This is a genomic window from Yersinia sp. 2553 StPb PI (assembly GCF_052217105.1).
GTDB classification, from domain to species: Bacteria; Pseudomonadota; Gammaproteobacteria; order Enterobacterales; family Enterobacteriaceae; genus Yersinia; species Yersinia enterocolitica_E.
This window is the reverse complement of record NZ_JAZGPX010000002.1, coordinates 2,261,734-2,288,696: the sequence shown is the minus strand read 5'-3', so window position 1 is coordinate 2,288,696 and position 26,963 is coordinate 2,261,734. Positions and strand designations below refer to the sequence as shown.

Sequence of the window (26,963 nt, the reverse complement as noted above, 5' to 3'; positions counted from 1 at the left end):
AGAATTTGCAGACGGGCTGCAAATTCTGCTTAAAGCAATTGGCGGATATTTACATCTCTCTGATAATCATTAGAAAATCAATTTAAACACACCAGTAATCGTCAACAACCCGACAATAAAAATAATGGCGATAATCCACAGTATTATTTTCATTCTGTCTCCCAGACTTAGCATTAATACCGACTAACATTTGTTAGCCGCACCAACCTCGTTGGCTCTAGACTATGACTATAGTTTGTTTGGCAGAATTCAGGAGATAGAGGACTTGAATTCAGATAATGCCTAATTCGACTTGATATGGAGCCCAGTATCGGGGTGATATTATTCTTTCTGCCAGGATTTACGTTTTGAGGTTTTACCAATCCCAGGATTAAAGCTGTTGGTTGGGTCTATCTGTTGGTAAAAATCCTTTAAGGCAGGTTTGGCTATATAGAGATGCCCCACATTGTGCTCAGCCGGATATTCCGCCCCTTTGTCATTCAGCAGCGCCAGCATTTTTTGTTTTAATGCCTGAGTATCAACACCTTTTTTCACAATATAGTCCTGATGGAAGACATGGCACAAGAAATGGCCGTAATAGAGTTTGGCGACCAGGCATTGGTCTATTTCTGCCGGGAGGGTCTCAAACCATTGTTCTTCATTGCGCGGTAGCGCAATATCCAGAGCCAGAATATCCTCCACTTTATCAGCGTGAACAGCGTGATAGCGCACAGCAGCACCTGCTGCGGCAAAGCGGTGTAAAAAGGCTTTCTTGCCTTCATCAGCGGTACAGGTAATGAAGTTACCTTCCGCCGTCGCAAAAAAGTCCTTCAAAAACTGCTGTGCTTCAGGAATACCTGCACCTGACATTTTAAGCATCAAATGATGCTCATATTTACTCCGATATGTTTTGAGGCGTTTAGGTAAATGGTTGGGCAGTACCTGGCTGAAGCCTTGCATTATTCGATCAGTTAAATGGTCGATTAAAAAAGGAACTTTGCTAAGCCGTGCATCAATTTTGCCCTTTAGGGTAAAGAAACGAGGCATATTATTGGTACCCATGCTATTTATCATGACAAAGGTATCTTTGCCGTACACTTCAGCAATATCAAAAATATCGCGATGCATATATTCACCAGCGACGGGCAAATGTTTAAAGTCACGTAAAATTGCACGGCGTAATTCAGTCAATACCTGAGTCTGATTGGTGCCGATATAAAAGACTTGCTGTTGTTTTTCACTGGGAAAAGTGTCAAGCCGTACTGCAAATACGGCCAATTTACCGGCACATCCCGAGGCTTCAAATAATCGTCTTGGATCGGCATTGAAACGTGAAGGGGTTGGCGCATCAATATCTCTTACTCGCGTAGCATATTCGTGGTCGGAGGCTTGTTGTGTACCTTGTGCAATATCGCTGGCACGATATTTACCCCGTTCCAGCCGTTGCAAAATCTCTTCTGGCGTATTGCCTAAATTAATCCCTAAATGATTGATTAACTGTAACTCACCCTGAGCATCAATCTGTGCGTACAGTGCCATTTCGGTGTAGGCAGGGCCTCTTTGAACCAATGACCCACCTGAGTTATTACAAATGCCCCCCACCACCGAGGCACCGATGCAAGAGGACCCAATGACCGAATGGGGTTCACGATCATAAGGTTTCAGACGTATTTCCAATTGATTCAGCGTACTGCCAGGAAAACCAATAACCTGCTTTCCATCATTTAATAGCTGGATTTGATTGAGGCGCAAAGTATTTAATATAACAATGGGTCGATCATAATCATTACCACTGGGGGTTGAGCCTTCTGTCAGCCCGGTGTTCGCTGCCTGCATGATAACAATGGTATCGGCGGCCACACAGGCTTGTAGCAACTGCCATTGCTGTAATAACGTTGAAGGAAACACTACCGCAAGAGCAGATCCTGTTCCTGAGCGGAAACCCGTACGATAACGCTCTGTCTGCCGTTCGCCGGTTAGCAAGTAGCGCGCACCCACAATCTGCTGCAACTGGTTCAGCAAGGTTTGCCTTTTTTCATCATTGGATTGATTCATTGGTGCCGCTCCCTGTAATGGCATTGACTTTTGTTAGCATTCATCCACGTATCGGCTGATAGCAAACCGCTCTTCGGATGCCATGAAGTAAACATGAGGGAGGAAAGGGTTTCCTGATGAATCGTTTGCTTTGTGAGCTAGCTCTCGTTATTAGTGCTTAAATTGTCTTCAACCTTCATCATTCCCGCCGTTTAAACATTACTAACATTAATGATTTATAAGAAAACTATTCAGCGTATCAAGGCTAGGTTGAGTCATTGGGATATTGATAAGTATTTTGATCATTACGTGATGAGGTATAGGATCGAGTTTAATGATTACACTGATTAGTAAGGCATTTATGAGTGAGCATTTTATTGGTAAATATGAAGTTGAGTTAAAGTTCCATGTATCGAACATCAGCCAATTACATGAACAACTAGCATTACATCAAGCATTGCCATTTACCCTCAATAATCATGAAAAAGATATCTATCTGGAAGCCAACGGCGGTGATTTAGCGGCTAAACAGGTCAGTATGGTTTTACGTGAGATGAACCCGTCAGGTATTCGTTTATGGATAGTAAAAGGGCCGGGAACTGAACGCTGTGAGGCCAGCAATATTGAGGATATAACCAAGGTTCAAAGCATGCTGGCGACGTTAGGCTATCAGCCAGCATTTATGCTGGAAAAAATACGGAGTATCTACTTTATTGGGAAGTTTCATGTCACGGTTGATAGCTTGGCGGGTCTTGGCGATTTTGCCGAAATAGCCATCATGACTGATGATGCTACGGCCCTGGATAGCCTTAAAGTCGAATGCCAACAGTTAGCCGATAAATTAGGGCTATTGCCACAACAACAAGAAACTCAATCTTACCGGCAGCTATTAGGTTTTTAGTCCGATGGTGATGTCATGTCGGCCGTGTTGCATACCACGGCCAGACAGCGTTATTTCTTCATCAAAGACTTTAGGTTGGCGAATGGATTATGGGTAGCAACACCCTGATCATTCTGGGCATCATCCCCGGCAATCACAGTCGACCCATATTGGTCTGCTTCGGTGTATTTAGAGTGTTCATGATCATGACAAAAAAGGCATAACATCTCCCAATTGCTGCCATCTTCTGGGTTATTGCTATGATCATGGTCAATATGGTGAACCGTCAGCTCTCGCAGATTGGAATAAACAAACTCTCGTGAACATTTACCGCAAACCCACGGAAAAATTTTCAGTGCTTTCTCCCGATAGCCACTTTCCAGCCGGGTGTAATTCTTCGGTATATATGCCATGTGAACCCTCAATTCTGCGAGAAATAATGGTTTTATTTTAGCGTGAATTCAGGCTGTAGACTATCAACTATTGGTTATAGGTATTGAGGTGACAGTCTATAATTACGATCGGTCACTATAGGATCATATTGAATCGATTATAAAAAATAAGATTCAAATAATAATCGCATTCGGCGTATTTTTGAGACTTTTGCTGATGATTTAAAGGGATAAGACGTTTTACACTATGCCATGCTTTACACTATCAGTATTAAAGTTATTAGCATGAGATTATCTGTGTTCCGCTAATAGGCTTATTTTACAGCAGGCAATACAGTATGTTTCGCCTGAAACCCTTTGCCGATACAGTTGAGGCGATATGAAAGAATCTGAGGTACTGGCCGAAGTCAGTAATGAAAACCAGACATTGGTTGCTGTGGTGCAACAGGATAATCGGGTAGTTTACTTCTATATTTATCCGCAGGAGGCATTTGAAGAGCGTTTTCCCGTGCGTGCCTGCTGGGTGAGAAATCTGGTTGCTGCGCCACCATCGGCTGATAATACCGCCCTTGAACAAGGGTTGGCCCCACGATTAGCCGCAGAGTTCTGCCGTAATGTGGCGGGCGAGGCGGAGCTGGATGCGCAGTATATTACGATAGTCTGGTCTGAAAGTGACGACGGTGCGGCATTGTGGTATCAGGGACAACTGTTGGCAATTATTCCTGGCTGGAGCCTCTATATTGATCACTCAATTTGCTATTCCGCCAGTTGTATTAAAGATAATCCACTGACATTACCTCTGGGGTCAGCTTCAACCAATACACAATATGCCAATGCGCAACATACTCGTCAATTTTGGCGGGCCTGGCAACAGGAAGAGGGAAATCCGTGGCCTGCATTACAAGCTGAATATATTCAATATTATGAGCAGCACTTCGGTCCATCGGTAAAATATTATGCCATCGATCAGGGGACGTGGCCGCCAATGGCCATCTCCCAACATGAGAAAGAGGGAATATATTACTTTCTGACCGTGGGGGTCAGTATTCGTCCTCAGCCATGGGTTGAAATATTATTTAATGATGATGCAGCTAAATACCGGCGCTTGGAGATGGCGATTGCAATTGATAGCCAATATGTCAACGAAGACAACGCTATTCACATGGCCAGTGCGCTGGCAGGATTTGCCCACGTTCCCTGGAGTAAAATAACCTGGCTTGGCGAAGGGCATACACTGGAGTCGGCTGTCGCCCCTAAGGGTTATGAAGGCTATATTTTATCATCAGCGTTATATGCTGATGCAGACAATCTTACTCTACCTCTTCAACAAGGTGATCCGGTTAATATGTATTGGGTCAGCCCTGTGTTTACAAGCGAACGAGAGTTTGCGCATAGTGTGCCAAATGGTGGATATGATTTATTGAAAAAGCTACAACAGCAGGGAATTAATCATGTTTTCACCCCGCGACAGCCGGTTATTTGATTTGTATTTAACTTGGCTGGTCTGATTTGCAGATTTTGTTAATCGGGTCTTAACTTAATGATGTTAGCTGTTTTAAGACTGTCAGGTTAAGCCCGTTATGTTTACCTGAGACCTATGTTTAAGATTGAACGCAAAGCTGAAAGGCGGATCAACAACAGTGGGTAGTCAAATCAGTTATCAGCAAATATTAATTTTATGGAGGTGTTTATGGGCATACTATCTTGGATTATTTTTGGTCTTATCGCCGGTGTTTTGGCTAAATGGATTATGCCCGGAGAGGATGGCGGTGGCTTTATTATGACCGTAATCCTTGGCGTGGTCGGTGCCCTGGTGGGGGGCTATATTAGTGTCTTCTTTGGTATGGGCAAAGTTGATGGGTTTAATTTTGGCAGCTTTGTCGTGGCGGTTATCGGTTCACTGGTTGTGCTGTTTGTCTACCGTAAATTAAGAAGTTAGATACTCATCAATATCCTGTAATTGAGTAAAGTATAAGAAAGGTGGCTATTTTTTGTCACCTTTCTCTCATAAAACTTTCATCAAGATGCAATAGAATTATCCGTTAATAGCTCATGACGACAGGCAATCTGAGAGACATGTTATGGGCCAGGCATTACGTAAATTCACTGTGGCTGACTATCCGGCTGCGGTGCAAGAACCGCGTAAGAAGGTACTTGCCGTTAAGGGATTAGTTAAAGCGTACCAATCACAACACCGTGTGCTGGATGATATTAATTTTGAACTCCATGCAGGTGAGTTTGTTGCAATTATTGGCCGCTCTGGTGCCGGAAAATCAACATTGTTACATGTTTTAAATGGCACTATTCCCAGCAGTGCGGGCGAAATTATTAATTACCATGACAATGGCGATACGCAAAATATTGCAGCACTAACAACCAAGCAGATGCGTAAATGGCGCGCAAAATGCGGCATGATCTTCCAAGATTTCTGTTTGGTCCCCCGTCTTGATGTTATTACTAATGTTTTGTTAGGCCGCCTGAGTTACACCTCCACGTTTAAATCATTTTTCAAAATATTTGCTGATGAAGATCGGGCTAGAGCAATTGAGTTATTACAATGGCTTAATATGTTACCCCATGCGTTGCAGCGTGCAGAGAATCTCTCTGGCGGCCAAATGCAACGGGTGGCCATTTGCCGCGCCATGATGCAAAACCCCAAAATATTATTGGCTGATGAACCTGTCGCTTCTTTAGATCCAAAAAACACAACCCGCATTATGAATACATTACAGAAAATAAGTGAAAACGATATTGCTGTAATTGTGAACTTACACTCTGTTGATTTGGTGAAAGACTATTGCACCCGAGTGATTGGTATTGCCCACGGGCGGATTGTCTTTGATGGGCATCCTTCACTGTTAAATGATTCTATTATTCAAGATATTTACAGCGATGAATCCACTGAACTTTTGCATTAATCCCCACTTATCCCTTTATCAGAATAGGTTATTTTAATGAAAAAAGTACTTTGTCTTACCTCATTATTGGCAAGTTTTATGGTATTTAATGCTACAGCAGCGGATGCACCAAAAGAAATTAATCTGGGTATTCTTGGTGGGCAGAATGCGACACAACAAATTGGCGATAATATGTGTGTCAAAGAGTTTTTAGATAAAGAGTTAAATGTAAAAACAAACTTGCATAATGCATCAGACTATTCTGGCGTAATACAAGGCCTATTAGGTGGGAAGATTGACTTGGTATTAAGTATGTCTCCTTCCTCTTTTGCCTCTGTTTATATTAAAGATCCTAAAGCCGTTGATATTGTAGGTATTGCTATCGATGATACTGACAAATCACGCGGTTATCACTCTGTGGTTGTGGTGAAAGCGGATAGCCCTTATCAGAAAATTGAAGATTTGAAAGGTAAAGCGTTCGGTTTTGCTGACCCAGATTCAACCTCTGGTTTTTTAATCCCTAATCAAAGTTTTAAACAGAAATTTGGTGGAACACCGGATAATAAATATAACGACTTCTTCTCTAGCGTGACATTCTCTGGTGGTCATGAACAAGATATTCTGGGTGTCATTAACGGGCAATTCGCCGGTGCTGTCACCTGGGCTTCCATGATCGGTGACTATAACACCGGTTATACCAGTGGTGCATTTACGCGCATGATTCGTATGGATCACCCGGATTTAATGAAACAGATCCGTATCATCTGGCAGTCGCCACTGATCCCCAACGGCCCGATTCTTGTCCGCAGTGCATTACCGTCTGAATTTAAAGCGCAATTAGTCGCTGCGGTTAAAAAACTGGATAAAGAGGATCACGGTTGTTTCATTAAAGCGATGGGTGGCAAACAGCATATTGGTGAAACATCCCTCAGCGAGTATCAAACTATCATTGATATGAAGCGTGAATTAACCAAAGGTGATCGTTAATTCGGTCCGGCGGATAAAACGAAATAGCTCTGGCTTGCCGGAGCTATTGCTTTTAGGTGGTAGCTTATTTTGAATACTGATTTTAACCACTACTACCAGCAGATTCGCGGTAAACAAAAACGTGAAACGTTGATTTGGTCATTAACGCTGGCAATTATTTATCTGGGTGCTGGAAGTATTGCTGAGTTTAATTTACATACTGTTCTTATTTCCATCCCACATTTTTTTGATTATCTAGCCGAAACGATACCGGTACTCTATTGGCACAATTTATTTGCCGATGGTCACACGGAGGGGTCTCTGGCTTATTGGGGTTATCGGTTACCTATACAGTTACCGCTGATTTGGGAAACGCTGCAATTGGCGGTGGCAGCCACTATTTTATCCGTGGTGGTTGCGGTTATCCTGGCCTTCCTGGCTGCGAATAATACTCAAAGCCCGCCTTGGTTACGGTTATCTATTCGAACTTTTGTGGCATTTTTACGCACCATGCCGGAATTGGCATGGGCAGTGATGTTTGTTATGGCTTTTGGTATCGGGGCAATTCCCGGTTTTCTGGCACTGGCATTACATACGATTGGCAGTTTGACTAAGTTGTTTTATGAATCGCTTGAAACGGTATCTGATAAACCGGTGCGTGGGCTGGCGGCCTGTGGTGCGGGTAAATTACAACGAATGCGTTTTGCGCTGTGGCCACAGGTAAAACCGATATTTCTCTCTTATAGCTTTATGCGTCTGGAGATTAATTTCCGCCAATCGACCATTCTAGGACTGGTTGGTGCTGGTGGGATTGGGCAGGAACTGATGACGTCAATAAAATTGGACCGTTATGATCAGGTGAGCATGACATTGCTGCTGATTATTATTGTGGTATCGCTGTTGGATTATACCTCGGGTAAATTACGTCAGCACGTTGTGGAAGGAGCTTCATAATGTTGGCTCATCATTTAACACCGTCACAGATATTGACTTTAAAACAGCAATATCCGCAATTTTTCTTACAGCAAAAACGGTATATCAGGTTAGTTACCGCCATTACTGTCGGTATTTTTTTATATTATCTATTTTTCTTTAAAGTCTTTGGTATCCCTTGGCAGACATTTGCTAATGGAAGCCAGCAAATAAGCCGCTATTTTTTGCGTATGTTTGTTTGGCATGATTTCATTAATTGGCCATTTAAATACTATTTCAGTCAGATATTTATTACCTTGGCAATTGTATTCGCAGGGACTTTAACCGCGACGGTGCTGGCTTTGCCGCTATCATTTTTAGCCGCACGCAACGTAATGTCGACACCGGGATTACGTATTATTTCCTTTATAATTCGGCGCTTTTTGGATGTTTTTCGTGGCATTGATATGGCAATTTGGGGACTGATTTTTGTTCGTGCCGTTGGTATGGGGCCGCTTGCCGGGGTGTTAGCTATTATTATGCAAGATATAGGGTTATTGGGTAAACTCTATGCTGAAGGGCATGAAGCTGTTGATAAATCGCCTAATCGCGGCTTGACCGCCATGGGGGCTAATGCTTTGCAAAAACACCGTTTTGGTATTTTTACTCAGTCCTTCCCAACACTGTTAGCGCTAAGCCTTTATCAAATTGAGTCAAATACGCGTTCTGCCGCAGTATTAGGTTTTGTGGGGGCGGGAGGTATTGGCTTGGTTTATGCCGAGAATATGCGTCTATGGAACTGGGATGTTGTGATGTTTATTACCTTAATAATGGTTGTGGTAGTTATGATTATGGATAAAATATCTGCCACATTACGTAGAAAATACATTTCCGGTGAGGATATCGCCCTTTATCAATCCAGCTATAACAGTAAGATGAATAGCTGATCTTTAATAAAGTAGAAAGATGAAAGGAATATTAATTTATCTTAGCCCTTCAAATTTCATTATTATTGAGTTTTATGTATTCTACCGGAATGCATACTTTTCTCATTAATCAGATTTGCATTGAGAAAATCAACGTAAATCTATACAATACTGCCCGCTAGACGTGAAAGAAGCCTTTTGTTTTTCTTGCGATATTCGCCCACGTCTACTCTAAATAATAGGAATAGGGCAGTAATATGATGAACAACGATGTGCTCCGTAGTGTTCGCTACATGCTTAACGTAAACGATATCAAGATAGCAGAAATCATTAAGCTGGCTGATTTTGAAGTGAACAATGCGGATGTCGTTAATTTTCTTAAAAAAGAAGATGAGGCCGGTTATCAAGATTGCCCTGATCTGGTAATGGCACATTTCCTTAATGGTTTGATCTTCTTTAGACGTGGTAAAGATGACAAGTTCCCGGCCCCGGCGGTAGAGCCAGTCATTACCAACAATATTGTATTGAAAAAACTACGTGTGGCATTTGAGTTGAAAGATACCGATATGCACGATGTTTTTAATGCGGTTGAATTCCCAGTATCTAAACCTGAGCTAAATGCACTGTTCCGCAAAGAGGGCAGCAAAAACTTCCGCCCATGTGGTGATCAGGCTTTGCGTTATTTTCTGAAAGGTTTGACGCTACGTATACGTGGCCCTAAAAAGTAAGATTGATCATATCGATATAACTATCTGATATAGATTATTAATAACAAAACAGGAGTGGCAATTTGGCACTCCTGTTTTTCGTTAAAATTAAGCTACACTCTTCTCACCAATCTCTGAATTAACACCATTCTGTTTTTTAATTACCTGCCCACATACTTCCTCTCATTGTTGCACTATCTGTGCCCGTGCGTTGTGCATTATTGGTGCAGACAATTAGGCCGTTTATCCGGTTATTTGGTAACGTTATCTATAATCTTCAATTAAATTATTAAGATATAAAACTGGCATGGCGATTGCGCAGAGTAATCCGATCTTGTGTGTTTTACTCAACGACCAGAGGTTAACGCTATGCAACATCGTAACTTGATTAAGGTTTTTGCTCTTTCAGCTTCAGTTATCAGTATGGGTGTGGCTTTTGGCACGCTGGCTGCCGACACCATCAAAGTGGGTATCTTGCACTCGTTGTCCGGCACGATGGCTATCTCTGAAACACCATTGAAAGATATGGCTTTGATGAGTATTGATGATATCAATGCTCATGGTGGTGTATTGGGTAAACAACTGGAGCCGGTTATTGTCGATCCGGCCTCTAACTGGCCACTCTTTGCCGAGAAAGCGCGGCAATTATTAACACAAGATAAAGTCGCCGTCGTATTTGGTGCCTGGACGTCGGTTTCACGTAAGTCTGTCTTACCGGTATTTGAAGAGTTAAATGGTCTACTGTTCTATCCGGTACAGTATGAGGGGGAAGAGATGTCGCCCAACGTCTTCTATACCGGTGCGGCACCAAACCAACAGGCTATCCCTGCTGTGGAATACTTATTAAGTGAAGATGGGGGTGGTGCAAAACGCTTTATTTTGTTAGGGACGGATTATGTCTACCCGCGCACTACCAACAAAATCCTACGTGCCTTCCTGCATACCAAAGGTATTCAGGATAAAGATATCGAAGAGATTTATACCCCGTTTGGTTACAGCGATTACCAAACTATTGTGGGTAATATTAAGAAATTCTCTGCCGATGGCAAAACCGCCGTTATTTCCACCATCAACGGCGATTCAAATGTTCCCTTCTACAAAGAATTGGCCAACCAAGGTATCAAAGCGACTGATGTGCCTGTCATTGCGTTCTCTGTGGGGGAAGAGGAACTACGTGGCATTGATACCAAACCACTGGTGGGGAATCTGGCGGCCTGGAACTACTTCCAATCGGTGGATAATCCGACGAACAAGACGTTTGTTGAACAATGGAAAGCCTATGCCAAAGCGCATAAGTTGCCGAATGCAGATACTGCTGTCACCAATGATCCGATGGAAGCTACTTGGGTAGGTATGCACATGTGGGCCCAGGCAGTAGAAAAAGCCAAATCAACCGATGTGGATAAGGTTCGTGCTGCGATGGCCGGACAAACCTATCCAGCACCATCAGGATTTACGCTGACAATGGATAAAACTAATCACCATCTGCACAAACCGGTGATGATTGGCGAAATTGAGGCTAACGGACAATTCAACGTGGTATGGCAAACCGATGCGCCAATTCGTGCTCAGCCATGGAGCCCGTTCATCGCCGGAAATGACAAGAAACCGGATCATCCAGTGAAAAGCACTCAGTAGCGATGACTCTCCAGGGCCAGATTTTGCGGGCTCTGGATCTTTTTTGCCATATATCAGTGATGAGCGGGCCTATGAAATTGTTAATTCCTGTTTGGAGTAGAGCAGTCAATCTTTTGCTCAGGCCGCTGATAGGCCTGTTACTGAGCTTTTCAGCCTTGGCAACAGCAGGGCCAGCCCATGATTTTGCTGTGGCTAATCGTTCACAGCAAGCCGCTATGTTGCAGCAATGGGCGACCGAACCGGATGCTAGCCGATTACCCTTATTGCAGGCACTGAAACAAGAAACGTTGGTGGTCGATAGCACAGGGCAGGCATTCATCCAGCATAATCAGAGTTTCACCCCGCTGGAAGGGCAGTTACAACCTGTCGGTACACCAAAGAAAATCTGGCTCAATAACCGCTTACGTATTCTGATTGCTAATGCACTGACGGCTCAACGGCTGGCAAGTGAAGACGAATCAGTGCGCTTGCAAGCGGCACTAGAGTTACAGCAGCAAGCGCAAAGTGATCAATTACCGTTACTTAATCAGCGTCTTAAATTGGAAACAGACAGTAAAGTCAAAGAAGCGCTAAGTATTGCTTTGGCTAATTTACAACTGACCGATAGTAACCCTTTGGTGCGCCTGAATGCTGTGCAATTGCTCGGACAATCAGGTTCGCCACAAACCCAATCTCGTTTGCAAAGCTTAACCGATGCTAAAACCGAGCCTGATGCACAAGTGCGTGCCGCGGCAGCCAGTAGTTTGAAACAGGTACAAAATCGGTTGATGGTCGGGGATATTATTGGGCAAGTATTCAGCGGGTTATCACTAGGCTCTATCTTGTTGCTAGCAGCTCTTGGGTTAGCCATCACTTACGGCCTATTGGGTGTTATCAATATGGCCCATGGTGAAATGCTGATGTTGGGAGCCTATTCAGCTTACTTGGTGCAATCACTGTTTCAGCAATTAGCTCTGCATTGGCTAGCCCTCTATCCGTTGGTCGCCTTGCCGGTCGCGTTCTTTATTACGGCTGGAATCGGCATGGCTTTGGAACGAACGGTAATTCGGCATCTTTATGGCCGCCCGCTGGAAACGCTGTTGGCAACCTGGGGAATTAGTCTAATGCTGATTCAGAGCGTGCGTATGATTTTTGGCGCGCAAAACTTGGAAGTCGCTAACCCTGCGTGGCTGTCTGGCGGGGTACAGATTTTGCCAAATCTGGTTTTGCCATGGAATCGTATCGCCGTTATCGCCTTTGTGATCATTGTTCTGTTACTCACTTGGCTGTTGCTAAATAAAACCCGCCTCGGTCTACAGGTACGGGCAGTGACGCAAAATCGCGCCATGGCTGCTTGCTGTGGGGTGGCAACCGGCAGGGTTGATATGCTGGCTTTTGGCCTGGGTTCGGGTATTGCCGGATTAGGAGGGGTTGCCCTGTCACAACTGGGAAATGTTGGTCCGGAATTAGGGCAGGGCTACATCATCGATTCCTTCCTGGTTGTTGTGCTTGGTGGTGTCGGACAACTGGCTGGCAGTGTTGTTGCAGCACTGGGGTTAGGCATGCTGAATAAAATTTTGGAACCGCAGATTGGCGCAGTATTAGGTAAGATTTTGATTTTAGTGCTAATCATATTATTTATTCAAAAACGGCCGCAGGGTCTGTTTGCCCTCAAGGGCAGGGTGAGTGATTAATGAATCAACCTTTAGCTATAACCTTGACGCAAAAAGCACCTGTTATCAGCTTATCATTGGGGGCTGTAGTTGTTACTGCACTGATTATTTTGCCTTTTTTAGCACTGCTGCCGGCTGATAATCCCCTCGCAATATCAACCTATACCTTAACGCTTATCGGTAAGATTCTATGCTATGCAGTAGTGGCTATCGCACTTGATCTGGTATGGGGATATGCCGGTTTACTGTCTCTTGGCCATGGCCTATTTTTCGCACTTGGTGGTTATGCCATGGGCATGTATCTGATGCGTCAGGCGGCTGGTGATGGCCTGCCTGCATTCATGTCTTTTCTATCCTGGTCTGAGTTGCCGTGGTTTTGGAGTGGTAGCCAATATTTTATTTGGGCATTGTGCCTGATCGTCTTGGTTCCCGGTTTACTGGCTTTTATTTTTGGATATTTCGCCTTTCGTTCCAAAATAAAGGGCGTCTATTTCTCTATCATGACGCAGGCGCTGACTTACGCGGGGATGTTACTGTTTTTCCGTAACGAAACGGGCTTTGGCGGTAACAACGGTTTCACCGGATTTACCACTATGCTGGGCTTCCCGGTATCGGCAACCTCTACCCGTATTGCCCTGTTTCTGGCCTCACTCGCTTTGTTAATCGCCAGTTTGGTATTGGGCTTTGCATTGGCCCGCACCAAGTTTGGGCGAGTGTTGACCGCCGTGCGTGATGCTGAAAATCGCCTGACATTTTGTGGCTATGATCCGAAAGGTTTCAAGCTGTTTGTCTGGACATTATCAGCCGTACTCTGTGCTCTGGCGGGAGCGTTGTATGTACCTCAGGTTGGTATCATCAATCCAAGTGAAATGTCGCCAACCAACTCTATTGAAGCTGCTATCTGGGTAGCACTTGGGGGGCGCGGGACATTAATTGGCCCGGTATTAGGGGCTGGCATTGTCAATGGCGCAAAAAGCTGGTTCACCATGGCAATGCCAGAATATTGGCAGTTCTTCCTCGGATTGATATTTATTTTGGTTACGTTGTTCTTACCTAAGGGTGTTATCGGGTTACTGCGGCGGGGGAAAGACAAATGAGCCGGTTTCAAATTACGGAACAACTGATTTATCCCGAGATAATTGCTCAGGAACCCGGTGCGTTAGAGCATGCGGCCGACAAGCATCGCCAGCAACGGGATCCGGTGTTAACCCTCGAAAATATTAATGTTAGTTTTGATGGCTTTCATGCTTTGCGTGATCTCTCATTGCAAATAGGTGTTGGCGAGCTGCGTTGCATTATTGGCCCGAATGGTGCGGGTAAAACCACGCTGATGGATGTGATAACCGGTAAAACACGTCCCCAGGCCGGTAAGATGACCTATGACCAACACCGTGATCTCTCAATGATGAATACGATAGAGATTGCTCAAGCAGGGATTGGCCGGAAATTCCAAAAACCGACGGTATTTGAAGCGCTAAGTGTGTTTGAAAATCTTGAATTGGCACAAAAAAGCACCAAAACGGTCTGGGCCAGTCTGCGCGCCAAGTTGAACAGTGAGCAGCGGGATCAAATTGATGAAACCCTTACTATGTTGCGCCTTAGTGAGATGCGACAGCGGCAGGCAGGCTTGTTATCTCATGGTCAAAAGCAGTTTCTTGAAATTGGGATGTTATTGGTGCAAGACCCGCATTTGCTACTGTTGGATGAGCCAGCCGCTGGGATGACCGATGCCGAGACCGCCTATACCGCCGAGTTGTTTAATCAATTAGCCGGGAAGCATTCACTGATGGTCGTGGAGCACGATATGGGGTTCGTCGAGTCTATTGCTGATCATGTCACGGTGTTGCATCAGGGCCAGGTGTTGGCCGAGGGGTCATTGGCAGAGGTGCAGGCCAACGAGCAAGTGATCGAGGTATATTTGGGGCGCTGAGCCGTTCTGACTCGGTGTTGCTTCCCCCCTCATTTGGGTTGACCAAACTTCGGGGGATTGCGCCTTGATTCATAGCGGCTGCGCCACTGTGACTCGGTATTGCTTCCCCCCTCATTTGGGTTGACCAAACTTCGGGGGATTGCGCCTTGATTCATAGCGGCTGCGCCACTGTGACTCGGTATTGCTTCCCCCCTCATTTGGGTTGACCAAACTTCGGGGGATTGCGCCTTGATTCATAGCGGCTGCGCCACTGTGACTCGGTATTGCTTCCCCCCTCATTTGGGTTGACCAAACTTCGGGGATTGCGCCTTGATTCATAGCGGCTGATCGGCGTTGTTTCTCCTGCCATATCATGTGATCGGGTTTTGGTGACTAACAGTTAACTGGATATTTAAGGTCAATATATGCTGCAAGTGAATGAACTTGATCAATATTACGGTGGCAGCCATATCTTGCGTGGTTTGTCATTCGAGGCTGCGATAGGTGAGGTTACTTGCTTATTGGGCCGTAATGGCGTTGGTAAAACGACATTACTCAAATGCTTGATGGGACTGGTGCCGGTCAAAAACGGTAGCATTACATGGGAAGGTAAAAATATTAGCCATCAGTCACCACACCAACGGGTGAAAGGAGGCATTGCTTATGTGCCACAAGGTAGAGAAATTTTCCCCAGATTAACGGTTGAGGAGAACATTCTATTGGGGCTTTCTCGTTTTCCCGGCGCCCAGAGCAAGTTAGTACCTGAAAGTATTTATCAGTTATTCCCAGTGTTACAAGAAATGAAACATCGCCGTGGTGGGGATCTATCTGGTGGGCAGCAGCAGCAGTTGGCGATTGGGCGCGCATTGGCTTGCCAGCCTCGTTTGCTCATTTTGGATGAGCCAACTGAGGGAATTCAACCTTCGGTTATCAAAGAGATAGGTATAGTTATCAAAAAACTGGCTGTTCAAGGGGATATGGCTATCTTGTTGGTTGAGCAGTTTTATGATTTTGCCGCAGAGCTGGCGGATAACTATTTAGTGATGTCCCGTGGCAAAATTATCCAGCGTGGCCACGGCACTGATATGGAGTTAGACGGTGTCCGTGGCCTGGTTGCTATCTGACAGGCTCTTATGGGAGGCGGGTATCCTCGATGGGCAGTGAATCGAATGCCCCCCATTGCGCCCAAGAACCATCATAGAGTGATACTGATGGTGCGTTTAATGCCGCCAGCCCCAAAGCTACCACTGCGGCTGTTACGCCAGAACCACAGCTGGTAATAATGGGCTTGGTTAAATCCACGCCTTGAGCGGCAAAAATACGTGCCAGTGCTTGTGGCGATTTCAAATTACCATTTTCTACCATGCTCCCCCACGGGACATTAATACTGCCGGGGATACGGCCAAGGCGCAGACCAAGCCGAGGCTCAGGCTCTTGGGCTTTAAATCTGTTGGCTGGCCGAGCATCTATAATTTGTACTTCACTATTTCCCAGTACGGCGACAACCTCATCAACGTTTTTGACCGCAGCACTATTGAAAGCCACATTGAACACTTGCGGGGTTGATTTTGCCTGGCCGCTTTCTAATGCATAACCCGCTTGCCGCCATCCGTTGATACCACCGGCCAATATACGCACATTTTTGGCACCAAAAGTACGGAACGTCCACCAAACGCGTGGTGCGGAAAACAGGTTACCGTCGTCATAAATCACTAAAGTATGTTGCTCACTTACCCCTAATTGACCAACCCTCTCACTGAATTCCTGTGGCGATGGCAGCATATGTGGCAATTCAGTACTGTGGTCTGCAATTTCATCAATATCAAAGTAAACGGCTCCCGGGATATGCCCTTGCTCGAACTCAGCCTGAATGTCTCTTTTAGGTATCAATCCCGGCGGTGACATTCTGGCATCCAGAATAACGATATCGGCATCATTAGCATGTTCTGCCAGCCATTGTGCTGTAACCAGAAAAGGTGAGTTCATAGCAAGTTACCTGTCAACATTATAAAGGAGCGATGGGATTTATCGCTTCATCTTGATGCCCACTATATAACGAAATTACGCTATTGAAACCCCGACTTGCTCATGATGCGTGACGCTTCGCATTTATTGAAATTTATTATTCAATAAATTACATAATGAAAATATATAATTAATTAATTGAATTTGGAATTCAATCTGTGAACTACATTCTGATAGAAGTATCCTGCTTGTGTAAGCTTTCATTAGCTTGACCCTTTTCTTCGTAGCGCCTCGCAAAAATAACTTTTAATTTCATATTGACTTGATAGTGAAATTTTAATTTCGTATAACCAGTGGCAAGTAAAGCTACCTTATCGGGGCTTTAATTTATAAACAGGTAAGGGGAATAAAATGAAAAAAGTTCGAATTGGCCTTATTGGTACTGGTTATATCGGCCGTTGCCACGCCATTGCTTACGCGCAGGTTGCGACTGTTTTTCCACTCAAGGGTCAGCCAGTATTAGAGATGTTGGCAGAAGTGACTCCTGAATTGGCTCAAAAACGTGCTGCAGAATTTGGTTTTTCCCGATCTACCTCCCATTGGCGCGAACTGGTTGCCGATCCTGATATTGATGTGGTGGATATTTGTGCACCAAATTTCTTGCATAAGGAGATGGCTCTAGCAGCAATTAGCCACGGCAAACATGTTTATTCAGAAAAGCCACTGGCGCTGAGTGCTGCCGATGCTAAAGAAATGGTCGATGCTGCACGTGCAAAAGGGGTAAAAACGTTGGTGGGTTTCAATTATATGAAAAATCCAACGAGTCAGTTAGCGCGAGAAATTATTGCAAACGGTGAGATTGGTGAGGTCGTGCATTTTTATGGTACTCATAATGAAGATTATCTGGCTGATCCACTCACACCTTTGGACTGGCATTGTACCAAGGCGCAGGCAGGTCTGGGGGCCTTGGGGGATTTAGCCGCACACATTGTTAATATGGCTCATTATCTGGTCGGCGATATCACCCGTGTCTGTGGCGATATGCAAACTATCATCAGACGGCGCCCTGACCCGAAAGATCCCTCATCGCTTCTTGCGGTGGAGAATGAAGATCAAGCCAGTGCATTGGTGCATTTTAGCAATGGTGCTATGGGGACCATAGAAACTTCACGGATTGCTTGTGGCCGTAAAATGGGGCTGACATATGTAATCACCGGCACTAAAGGTGCGATCAGTTATTCTCAAGAACGCATGGCGGAATTACAGCTCTATCGCCATGATGATCCACAGGCCAGACAAGGGTTTAAAACATTACTTATAGGGCCACAGCATCCAGACTATGCGGCTTTTTGTGTCAGTGCAGGACATGGTATTGGATTTAACGATCAAAAAACGGTTGAGATCCGCGATTTGATTAACGGCATTGCTGCCGATGACCGTATGTGGCCGGATTTTGAAGAAGGTTGGAAAGTATCGAAAGTATTGGATGCTATTGCCGTTTCTGCCGAGGAACGATGCTGGGTAAATGTCTTAACAGATTGACCATTCTGCTACAGCTAACATTTTTAATTTCTACAATGTCAATGCGAAGAGAGGTTATCTAATTCTCAGATTTACATAGCACCTTAAGTTAGTTAGTGGTGAGCATCATTTAGCTGATACTGGCCCGAATTAGGCCATGTATGAGTTTTAAATATGCCCACTGCTGACACTAAACGTAATAATCACGCGACAACTACTGCTCATTATCTTAGTGAGCAGCAACGGGCAAAGGTAAAGCAGTTGTCCCGTTCTTGGCTATGGCGTCTGGAGATCCCTACTTGGATATTGATCGGTGTCATTTACACTGGGTGGTTTGTTGGTGTTATTCATTGGCAGCAATTAGGGCCAGTGATGGGAAGTGTTCTGCTGATCTTGTTGAGTGCGTGGTATATGTCTTTGCAACATGAGTTGATTCACGGCCATCCAACCCGTTGGCGGAGGGTAAATCAGCTATTTGGAACTTTGCCACTGGCGGTATGGTACCCCTATGGCCTTTATCGTGATTCTCATATTCAACATCACCGCGATGAGGATTTGACTCACCCAGAAAAAGATCCAGAGTGCTATTACTACACGGCAACACAATGGCAATACTTCCACATATTACTCAAAGGTATTATACGTGCGAGTAACACCTTTGTGGGGCGGCTAGCCCTCGGGCCATCACTAGACATCATTAATACTCTTCGCAGCGCAGCCCGGGCTTTTATTTCCGGCGATCGCTCGGCCATATTCATGTGGCTGATTCATTTAGGGCTACTTTACGGGTTACTTCACTGGATGGCAGGCTATGGTATTTCTGCCGTTTTCTACCTACTGGCGATTAGCTATCCGGCACTTAGTCTGACTAAAGTAAGATCTTTTTTTGAACATCGTGCAGCGCCAGAGAGTTCGGCGCGCTCAGCCTTGAATGAAGCTGCATGGCCATGGCGTCTGTTATTTCTAAACCTCAATTACCACTTGGTGCATCATGATTTGCCAGCCTTACCTTGGTACGGGTTACGCCAGATTTATCTGGAAAACCGCGTTCAATATCAGCAGCGCAGCGGGCAATTTGTCGTGAACGGCTATACTCAATGGTTTGACGCATTTGCTTTTACTGCGTTGGAAATAGAAGTACACCCATTTTACGATTGCGAGAATAAAACTGTTGCGGCAGAAGAGCGGTATGGTGTGATTAAAAGTAGTAGCCAGCATTCTGAATCAACCTAAATCAGCCCGCTGAGGTTAAAACGGCTATGGATTCAGGTGAATAAATTCTTAGCGATCTCTTCTGTTATTTGAAAATTGCTGTTGTTATATACAGTATTTGATGTAATCTTAACTGAAAATTTTGCTGTTACAACACAGCTTAAATACTTAGCTATCAAACTGTTACGTATTATAGATACAAACCTACAAGCCTAATGTAACGCTAATAATATATTTAATATCAATTGGTTATTTGGTTTGTTTTGGACTAAATCTAATATGGTTACTCATCTGTTAAAGATGTCTTGGCCGCACACCCTGTAAACATTCAGCTACTACAAGTATGCAAGAATGAACGTTAACTCACCCTTGAGCACATGAGAGGTAAGCATGGCAATGACCCTAACCCGTGGCCGGATTTTTGCATTGGCGGCAATGGTGCTAACGGCATCAACCGGTATATCACAGGCCGCAGATACTGTCCGAGTTGGCTCAAAAATTGATACTGAAGGTTCATTGCTGGGCAATATTATTGTGCAGGTACTGGATGCTAACGGGATAAAAACCACCAATAAATCACAATTGGGCACCACCAAAGTAGTGCGTGGTGCTATCACTGCGGGTGAGATTGATATTTACCCTGAATATACCGGTAATGGGGCTTTTTTCTTCTCGGATGAAAAAGATCCCGCTTGGAAAAATGCGAAAGCAGGCTATGAAAAAGTCAAAGCGTTAGATTACGAGAAGAACAAACTGGTGTGGCTCTCACCTGCTCCAGCGAACAATACATGGACCATTGCAGTACGCCAGGATTTAGCCCAAGCGAATAACTTGAAAACGCTGGAGGATTTGGGGAAATGGATTAATGCTGGTGGTAAATTCAAATTAGCGGCCTCCGCCGAGTTTATTGAACGGCCAGATGCCTTGCCTGCTTTCCAGCAAGCTTACGGCTTTAAATTGAATCAAGACCAATTGTTATCATTAGCCGGTGGTGACACTGCGGTGACGATTAAAGCTGCGGCAGAACAGACCTCTGGTGTTAATGCTGCCATGGCGTATGGCACTGATGGCCCGGTTGCTGCTTTAGGCTTACAAACACTCGAAGACACTAAGGGTGTGCAACCTATTTATGCGCCGACGCCGATCATTCGTGAGGCCACACTGAAAGCGCATCCAACGATACCTGCTTTACTCAATCCTGTATTTGCTACCCTTGATGGGCCGACGCTACAAAAACTGAATGCCCGCATTGCGGTTGAAGGTCAGGATGCGAAAAAAGTGGCAGCTAATTATCTGAAAGAGAAAGGGTTTGTTAAAGGATAGTGGTGGGTGTCAGAGATGGCGCTGTAGGCATCTGATTTATAGCGCTATCAAAGAAACAGGTCACTCGTTATTACAACAAAGGTTACCTGTCATGGAGATGGATTTTTATGGCTGTCAAAAACCGGGTCCTGCTAGTACTGGCTATTTTATTGGTTTTATCAGGTGCTGGGCTGTCTTTTGTGAGCCATGCACCTAACCGATTGATTTCCGGGCAAGGGATCTCGTTGTTATCGCTGATAAGTGGATCAAATGGGGCAGTGCTAATTCCTATTCTGATCCTGCTTATTTTTGCGTTCTTAAAACAAAATATCGTGCTGTATTGGCTAACAGTATTATTTGCCGAGTTGCTGCTTTTGGGTTTGTTGTTATTGGCTGGCACGACCGCCATACAGCTTGCCGGAGGTGGCGAGAGTCTGGCACGTACCTCATTAGGTGGAGGGTTCTGGCTGATGAGTGGGATGAGTCTATTGATTGCCGTCGATAGCTTATCTCGTGCCATTGTTAACCCTGTGTGGCGCAGTGTGGCTAATGTCTTACTGCTTCTGCCGGTAGTGATATTGCTCATGATGGGGCAGTTGGATCAACTATCGTTAATGAAAGAGTACGTTAACCGGCAAGACGTATTTAATGATGCGCTATGGCAACATCTTCAGATTTTACTCGCAACATTGATACCCGCCACCCTTTTGGGGGTCCCACTCGGCTTACTCTGTTTTCGTTCTCGTCATTTTCAAAGCACCATTTTTTCGACATTGAATATTATTCAAACCATTCCATCTATTGCCTTATTTGGCCTGCTAATTGCACCTTTAGCGGGGCTGGCTGCGGCTCTTCCCTGGTTGGCAGAGCATGGTGTCAGCGGTATCGGCCTGGCCCCGGCTATTGTCGCGTTAGTGCTTTATGCATTGTTGCCATTAGTGCGTAATGTGGTCGCAGGGCTAGAGTCGGTGCCTGACAGTGTTGTCGAGTCGGCCCGAGGTATGGGGATGACTCGCAGCCAGTTGTTCTTTCAGGTGCAAATACCTATTGCGATGCCACTTATTTTATCCGGTATCCGCATTGTCGCGGTACAAACAGTAGGGCTGGCTGTCGTGGCTGCATTGATTGGTGCGGGTGGGTTAGGAGCGATTGTGTTCCAAGGTTTGCTTAGCAGCGCATTGGATCTCGTGCTGCTTGGCGTTATCCCCGTGATTGTGATGGCGGTTGTGGTTGATTCGCTGTTTAAATTTATGGTTATTTTTATGGATACTTCACGTCGATGATTCATTTCCATCAGGTAAGTAAATATTTTGCCGGTAAACGAGCGGTCGATAATCTGACGTTGCAGATAGCCAAGGGTGAGTTTACTGTACTCATCGGTACCTCTGGCTCCGGTAAATCGACCACACTAAAAATGATTAACCGCCTTATTGAACATGATGAGGGGGAGATTCATTTTGCTGGTGAAGAAATTCGTAACTATAAACCTGAAGATATTCGGCGGCGGATGGGATATGCCATCCAATCGATAGGTTTATTTCCACACTGGACGGTGGAGCGCAATATTGCCACTGTGCCACAGTTGTTGAAATGGCCCCAGGACCGTATTCGCCAACGCGTCATTGAATTACTTGAGCTACTGCATCTGGAACCAGAACAATTTCTCCACCGCTATCCTCATCAATTGTCTGGTGGGCAGCAACAGCGTGTCGGTGTCGCTCGTGCCTTGGCAGCAGATCCTGAAGTCTTATTGATGGATGAGCCCTTTGGCGCGTTAGACCCGGTGACGCGCTCGGCACTCCAGTTTGAAATTACCCGTATTCATCAATTATCGGGTCGGACTATCGTGCTGGTGACTCATGATATTGATGAGGCGTTGAGTCTGGCTGATCGCATAGTTCTGATGGATGAAGGCCGAGTCATTCAGCAGGGAACGCCTCTTGAAATGCTAACTCAACCCGCCAATGATTTTGTTCGTGATTTCTTTGGTCGCAGTGATCTCGGAATTAAGCTGTTATCACTGGGGTGGGCTGAACAACGGGTCAGGCGCGGTGAAACGTTGATAGGGCCGCCGATTCTCGGTACTACCAGCCTGCGCGAGGCGCTTTCCCTGTTTGTGTCTCGTCAGACCGATAAACTGCCGGTGGCTGATGAATATGGGCAATCACTAGGTGTGCTTTATTTTGCTGATTTGGTGGCAGATAAGGGGAGCGTGTGAAACCTGATACCGCTCATACCCGTGATACGGCCCATACTTATAAGCCAACAAAGAAAGCGTTTAAATGGGTAGTGTCCGATGTACTGCGCTGGCTAAAAGACCCTCTGTGCTGGGCGCTGCTGCTGTTGACCGGTTTGGTTTTTGGTATGACCTCTCTACACGGTTTCTTTGCCGCGTTATTTCCTGATCTCGATCGGCCTGTCTACCTGCAAGATACATTCTGGTCACTGGTGGTTGCTCATGTCTTATTGGTGCTGGTTTCCAGTGTTATCGCTGTTTTGATAGGAGTGATTGCGGGTATTGCTGTGACACGTCCCATGGGGAAAGAGTTTCGCTCAGTGGTGGAAACCGTTGTTGCTATGGGGCAGACTTTTCCACCGGTGGCGGTGCTGGCTATTGCCGTACCGGTGATGGGATTTAGTGAAAAACCCGCCATTATCGCTTTGGTGCTTTATGGTTTATTGCCGATTTTACAAGGAACCATCACCGGTATCGAGTCTGTCTCCCGCGGCATTCATGAGGTGGCAGAAGGGGTGGGAATGAGTGCCAGGCAGATTTTGTGGCAGGTTGAATTGCCACTGGCAGCACCTATTATCGTTGCAGGTATCCGAACCTCGGTCATTATCAATATAGGTACTGCCGCAATAGCATCAACTGTTGGGACGAAAACCTTGGGTTCTCCGATCATTATCGGACTTAGCGGTTTTAATACGGCTTACGTTATCCAGGGGGCGGTTGTGGTCGCACTATTGGCTATTATTACGGATATGATTTTTGCTCGTTGGGCCAGGCGGCTGTCACGTTGGCGGGAATTACAATCTCTTCCGATAGACCGGCACGATTAATGTTTTGGCTGTTTTGCGCTCTGATTAGTAACAGGTGCCTATGCTAATTTCACTTCCTATGTATGGTGTCGAGCCGCAGGATGTTTTGCCTTTTTGGCGGTTATTATCGCAACAACTGCACCGTCATGGGGTTATAGGGGTAGATGGTGCTCCAGGGATAAGTGATCAACTCATCTGGCCTACTGATTTACTGCAACATTGGCGTGATCCTAATTTGCTGTTGAGCCAAACCTGCGGTTTTCCTCTAGTGACGTTATTGCAACAGCAGGTGCAATTGATTGGGGTATTTAGCTATCAATCACCTTACTGTTCGGGGGAATATTACCGTAGTTTGGTTGTGGTCCGTGCTGATGAAAAAGGCCAACAACTGGCAGATTTTCGCCATAGAATAGTTGCCTATAACAGTATGGATTCTCAGTCTGGATACAATGCACTACGTGCTTTAATTGCACCATTGGCGATCAATGGGCATTTTTTTTCTCACAGTTTGGCCTCTGGCGGGCATTATCATTCGATCTCGATGATCCAACAGCGACAGGCCGATATTGCCGCAATAGATTGTGTCAGTTTTGCACTATTACAGCGGGCCAATCCCTCAGCCGTTGCCGGATTAAAAATAATAGCGCAAACCGACGCGGCTCCTGGTCTGCCACTTATCACTTCATTGTCAACTTCAGCACAACAGCTTACCCAGATCCGCCAGGCTATTACGGCTACCGTTAATTCTCCTGAAGCCACGTCTGCCAAAGATAGGTTATTAATAAAATCATTTAGTGTTTTACCAATTTCGGCTTATGACGTAATTAGAAGGATGCAAGAAAAAGCGTTCTCTGCAGGAGTAATAACACTTTGATAAGACGTGTTATTAGTGTGAGTAAACAAGCCAAGCTCCTGCTGAAGCAATCGCTGAGATAAGCACTTTACTGTTCAGTACACGAGGCAGTCATTGCCCCGTGTATGGCTCAATAGAAAAACTAAGTGATATCAATTACAACAAGCCGCCACCTTCAACATCAATCACGCTACCGGTCATAAAACTGTTTTCCAGCAATAACACAAAGGCACCCGCAATATCAACCGGTTGGCCGACTCGACCGACAGGTAGTGAGGCTGCCATTTTTGTAAACATAGCCTGTCGCTGCTCATTACTCATACTATTATAAGCTTCAGTGGCGGTTACGCCTGGGCTGACTACATTGACCCGTCGTGGGGCCAGTTCTTTGGCTAACTGCTTACCGACTGCTTCCAATGCAGCATTAATAGCTGTTTTGATGAACTGGCCGCTGACAAACTTACGTGACAACAAACCTGACGTCAGGGTTATCGAACCCTGTTGGTGCAGATAAGGTAAAGCTGATTGTATCGCCCGCAGTGCTCCCCACAGTTTTACATCAAAATTTTCCTGAGCTTCGCTTAAAGAGGTGTCCGCCAAAGCGTGTGCTTGCACCGCAGGCCCGGCGGTAATAACCAAGTGATCAAAGGCTCCGATCTGTGCAAACAGACGCTTGAGTGATTCTGCATCAGTCATATCAGCAGATAAGCGGCACATAGCACTATCGTGATCGATAGATTGTGAGCCTGCCGAACGGCGCGAAACCAAGACGACTTTGGCACCTCGACTGATGGCGGCATAAGCCACGGCTGCGCCAATACCCCTGTTGCCCCCAAGAATAACCAGTTTTTGTTGATTGAGTGGAGAACTGAATTGATGCTGAGATAACGTTGTGATGTCCATAATGAGTCCTGTATTTAAATAAGGGTTTCACTCTTCATCTATAGTCATCTATTGAAAGTTGTCTAACAATCGACTAAAAAGACAATCACCTGTAAAGGAAATTTACTAATGATCTCATTTAGTGATCTGGATGTTTTTGTTCGAACGGTTGACTGCGGTAGTTTGTCTGAAGCTGCTCGTTGGCTCGATATCACACCCGCAGCAGCCAGTATTGCGGTAAAACGCCTGGAGTCTCAACTGGGTGTGCGTTTGTTGGTCCGCTCAACTCGCAGTTTGCGCCTAACAGAAGCAGGGGCCAGCTATCTTGATAGTGCACGTATTGCGTTAGGGGCATTAGTTGAGGGAGAACAGGCAATTCAGAAAAAAATGACGGGCTTATCTGGAGTATTACAACTTTCAGCCCCTTCAGACTTTGGCCGTAATTTATTAGTCGATTGGTTGAATGATTTCAAACAACAACATCCGCATATTCAATTGCATTTGTTACTCAACGACCGCCACGCTGATCTTTTCCGCGAACCGGTAGATATTGCTTTGCGTTTCGGGGTGCCTACCGATTCCAGCTTGGTGGCATTGCCCGTTCTAACTCAACATCGGCGTATGTTATGTGCCAGCCCTGCCTATCTTGCCCGTTACGGCGTGCCGCAGACACCAGCTCAATTGGCCGACCATCATTCGGCGTTATATCAGCGCAATGGTCGACTTTATAACCAATGGCGGTTAATGCGACAGGGGGAAGAACAAGAGGTAACGATGTCCGGTGAATACGTCAGTGATGATGGTGAGATAGCGCGACGTTGGGCACTGGCGGGGTTGGGTATTGCCAATAAGGCTGCTATTGATGTAGTCGATGATATCCGGTCAGGGCGTTTGGTTCAGGTATTGCCAAGCTGGCAGGGCGAAGTCTTACCCTTAAATCTATTGTGCCCCCACCGCTCGCAGGTGTCAGAGCGGGTCAGGGGTTTACAGACTTTTTTGCAACAACGATGCCGCGATTGGATGGGCGCTTACGGTGATTCCTGACCATTGTTGGATAAGCCCGCAGGGCCAATATCAGACAGTGGGGAGGATTCGGTCGTTTCAGTTTCATGTGGGGTGGTTGAACGAGTATAGATGTTCAACCCGGCGAGAAAAACGCCACCTAATGAACTCAGTGCCATTATCGCAATCAGGATAATGAGTGCTTTTCTTAGCATAATTTTTTCACTTTTTATCGAAACAGAGGGAATTATAATCTGTTCACTGAATGAAACAACCATGTTACATGGTTGAT

General features: G+C 45.4%; 27 protein-coding genes. 21 read left to right on the top strand and 6 right to left on the bottom strand.

Annotated elements, in window-relative coordinates:
* Positions 1-69: 69 nt before the first annotated feature.
* Both V2A84_RS12025 and dld read right to left on the bottom strand, forming a co-directional pair.
* Positions 70-153, bottom strand: a complete 84-nt coding sequence (locus V2A84_RS12025) for a membrane protein (protein WP_017346848.1) — start codon at positions 151-153, stop codon at positions 70-72.
* Positions 154-321: 168 nt separating this feature from the next.
* Positions 322-2,034, bottom strand: a complete 1,713-nt coding sequence (gene dld, locus V2A84_RS12020) for a D-lactate dehydrogenase (RefSeq protein WP_083159500.1) — start codon at positions 2,032-2,034, stop codon at positions 322-324.
* 340 nt (positions 2,035-2,374) lie between these two features.
* Here dld and V2A84_RS12015 point away from each other — a divergent pair, with 340 nt between their 5' ends.
* Positions 2,375-2,914 carry a class IV adenylate cyclase gene (locus tag V2A84_RS12015; RefSeq protein WP_083163801.1) on the top strand — a complete coding sequence of 180 codons (540 nt, stop codon included), beginning with the start codon at positions 2,375-2,377 and terminating at the stop codon, positions 2,912-2,914.
* A 50-nt stretch (positions 2,915-2,964) separates the two neighbouring features.
* On the opposite strand, the gene yajD is transcribed toward V2A84_RS12015, so the two are convergent.
* On the bottom strand, positions 2,965-3,306 hold the full coding sequence (gene yajD / locus V2A84_RS12010) for an HNH nuclease YajD (protein ID WP_005189583.1): 342 nt from the start codon (positions 3,304-3,306) through the stop codon (positions 2,965-2,967).
* Between the two features lie 358 nt (positions 3,307-3,664).
* On the opposite strand from yajD, the gene V2A84_RS12005 reads away from it, so the two are divergent.
* The 12 genes from V2A84_RS12005 to urtE all read left to right on the top strand — a co-directional run bounded on the left by V2A84_RS12005 (position 3,665) and on the right by urtE (position 16,016).
* Positions 3,665-4,768 (top strand): suppressor of fused domain protein, encoded by a 1,104-nt coding sequence (locus V2A84_RS12005; protein ID WP_083159498.1) that lies wholly within the window; start codon positions 3,665-3,667, stop codon positions 4,766-4,768.
* 207 nt (positions 4,769-4,975) lie between these two features.
* Complete coding sequence (locus V2A84_RS12000) at positions 4,976-5,224, top strand: GlsB/YeaQ/YmgE family stress response membrane protein (protein ID WP_083159496.1); 249 nt, start codon at positions 4,976-4,978, stop codon at positions 5,222-5,224.
* Between the two features lie 142 nt (positions 5,225-5,366).
* Entirely contained in the window at positions 5,367-6,203 is an 837-nt protein-coding gene (gene phnC / locus V2A84_RS11995) for a phosphonate ABC transporter ATP-binding protein (protein WP_083159494.1), read from the top strand.
* Positions 6,204-6,239: 36 nt separating this feature from the next.
* Complete coding sequence (phnD, locus tag V2A84_RS11990; RefSeq protein ID WP_083159492.1) at positions 6,240-7,169, top strand: phosphonate ABC transporter substrate-binding protein; 930 nt, start codon at positions 6,240-6,242, stop codon at positions 7,167-7,169.
* A gap of 69 nt (positions 7,170-7,238) precedes the next feature.
* Entirely contained in the window at positions 7,239-8,102 is an 864-nt protein-coding gene (gene phnE / locus V2A84_RS11985) for a phosphonate ABC transporter, permease protein PhnE (protein ID WP_193784694.1), read from the top strand.
* Complete coding sequence (phnE, locus tag V2A84_RS11980) at positions 8,102-9,007, top strand: phosphonate ABC transporter, permease protein PhnE (RefSeq protein ID WP_083159490.1); 906 nt, start codon at positions 8,102-8,104, stop codon at positions 9,005-9,007. The genes phnE (V2A84_RS11985) and phnE (V2A84_RS11980) overlap by 1 nt, the downstream gene beginning before the upstream one ends.
* A 236-nt stretch (positions 9,008-9,243) precedes the next feature.
* Positions 9,244-9,714: a DUF1456 family protein gene (locus tag V2A84_RS11975; RefSeq protein WP_083159488.1), complete on the top strand. Its 471-nt coding sequence runs from the start codon at positions 9,244-9,246 to the stop codon at positions 9,712-9,714.
* Positions 9,715-10,062: 348 nt separating this feature from the next.
* Positions 10,063-11,331 (top strand): urea ABC transporter substrate-binding protein, encoded by a 1,269-nt coding sequence (gene urtA / locus V2A84_RS11970; RefSeq protein WP_083159486.1) that lies wholly within the window; start codon positions 10,063-10,065, stop codon positions 11,329-11,331.
* 71 nt (positions 11,332-11,402) lie between these two features.
* Positions 11,403-13,004 carry an urea ABC transporter permease subunit UrtB gene (gene urtB, locus V2A84_RS11965; RefSeq protein WP_442848872.1) on the top strand — a complete coding sequence of 534 codons (1,602 nt, stop codon included), beginning with the start codon at positions 11,403-11,405 and terminating at the stop codon, positions 13,002-13,004.
* Positions 13,004-14,080, top strand: a complete 1,077-nt coding sequence (gene urtC / locus V2A84_RS11960; protein WP_083159484.1) for an urea ABC transporter permease subunit UrtC — start codon at positions 13,004-13,006, stop codon at positions 14,078-14,080. The genes urtB and urtC overlap by 1 nt, the downstream gene beginning before the upstream one ends.
* Positions 14,077-14,913, top strand: coding sequence for an urea ABC transporter ATP-binding protein UrtD (urtD, locus tag V2A84_RS11955; protein WP_083159482.1), 837 nt, complete (start codon positions 14,077-14,079; stop codon positions 14,911-14,913). Before urtC ends, urtD begins: the two co-directional genes overlap by 4 nt.
* Positions 14,914-15,317: 404 nt before the next feature.
* Positions 15,318-16,016, top strand: a complete 699-nt coding sequence (urtE, locus tag V2A84_RS11950) for an urea ABC transporter ATP-binding subunit UrtE (RefSeq protein WP_083159478.1) — start codon at positions 15,318-15,320, stop codon at positions 16,014-16,016.
* A 7-nt stretch (positions 16,017-16,023) separates the two neighbouring features.
* Here urtE and sseA read toward each other — a convergent pair whose 3' ends face one another.
* Entirely contained in the window at positions 16,024-16,878 is an 855-nt protein-coding gene (gene sseA, locus V2A84_RS11945) for a 3-mercaptopyruvate sulfurtransferase (protein ID WP_083159476.1), read from the bottom strand.
* A gap of 390 nt (positions 16,879-17,268) precedes the next feature.
* On the opposite strand from sseA, the gene V2A84_RS11940 reads away from it, so the two are divergent.
* The 7 genes from V2A84_RS11940 to V2A84_RS11910 all read left to right on the top strand — a co-directional run bounded on the left by V2A84_RS11940 (position 17,269) and on the right by V2A84_RS11910 (position 24,808).
* Positions 17,269-18,399: a Gfo/Idh/MocA family protein gene (locus V2A84_RS11940; RefSeq protein WP_083159474.1), complete on the top strand. Its 1,131-nt coding sequence runs from the start codon at positions 17,269-17,271 to the stop codon at positions 18,397-18,399.
* A gap of 153 nt (positions 18,400-18,552) precedes the next feature.
* Positions 18,553-19,611 carry a fatty acid desaturase gene (locus tag V2A84_RS11935; RefSeq protein ID WP_083159472.1) on the top strand — a complete coding sequence of 353 codons (1,059 nt, stop codon included), beginning with the start codon at positions 18,553-18,555 and terminating at the stop codon, positions 19,609-19,611.
* A gap of 369 nt (positions 19,612-19,980) precedes the next feature.
* Positions 19,981-20,913 (top strand): glycine betaine ABC transporter substrate-binding protein OsmF, encoded by a 933-nt coding sequence (osmF, locus tag V2A84_RS11930; RefSeq protein ID WP_083159470.1) that lies wholly within the window; start codon positions 19,981-19,983, stop codon positions 20,911-20,913.
* Between the two features lie 107 nt (positions 20,914-21,020).
* A complete protein-coding gene (locus V2A84_RS11925; protein ID WP_083159468.1) occupies positions 21,021-22,175 on the top strand; it encodes an ABC transporter permease in 1,155 nt (384 codons plus the stop codon).
* The gene (locus V2A84_RS11920) at positions 22,172-23,110 is read left to right on the top strand and encodes an ABC transporter ATP-binding protein (protein ID WP_372568885.1); all 939 of its coding nucleotides are present in this window, start codon (positions 22,172-22,174) and stop codon (positions 23,108-23,110) included. The genes V2A84_RS11925 and V2A84_RS11920 overlap by 4 nt, the downstream gene beginning before the upstream one ends.
* A gap of 146 nt (positions 23,111-23,256) precedes the next feature.
* Positions 23,257-23,955, top strand: coding sequence for an ABC transporter permease (locus V2A84_RS11915; RefSeq protein ID WP_372569866.1), 699 nt, complete (start codon positions 23,257-23,259; stop codon positions 23,953-23,955).
* Between the two features lie 58 nt (positions 23,956-24,013).
* Positions 24,014-24,808, top strand: a complete 795-nt coding sequence (locus V2A84_RS11910) for a phosphate/phosphite/phosphonate ABC transporter substrate-binding protein (RefSeq protein ID WP_193784829.1) — start codon at positions 24,014-24,016, stop codon at positions 24,806-24,808.
* A gap of 135 nt (positions 24,809-24,943) precedes the next feature.
* Here V2A84_RS11910 and V2A84_RS11905 read toward each other — a convergent pair whose 3' ends face one another.
* Complete coding sequence (locus V2A84_RS11905) at positions 24,944-25,690, bottom strand: SDR family oxidoreductase (protein WP_083159462.1); 747 nt, start codon at positions 25,688-25,690, stop codon at positions 24,944-24,946.
* 108 nt (positions 25,691-25,798) lie between these two features.
* Between V2A84_RS11905 and V2A84_RS11900 the strand changes: the two genes are divergently transcribed.
* Entirely contained in the window at positions 25,799-26,713 is a 915-nt protein-coding gene (locus V2A84_RS11900; RefSeq protein ID WP_083159460.1) for a LysR family transcriptional regulator, read from the top strand.
* Here the strand turns inward: V2A84_RS11900 and V2A84_RS11895 are convergent.
* Complete coding sequence (locus tag V2A84_RS11895) at positions 26,698-26,886, bottom strand: hypothetical protein (protein ID WP_032815427.1); 189 nt, start codon at positions 26,884-26,886, stop codon at positions 26,698-26,700. The two genes, V2A84_RS11900 and V2A84_RS11895, sit on opposite strands and share 16 nt — an antisense overlap.
* Between the last annotated feature and the right edge of the window lie 77 nt (positions 26,887-26,963).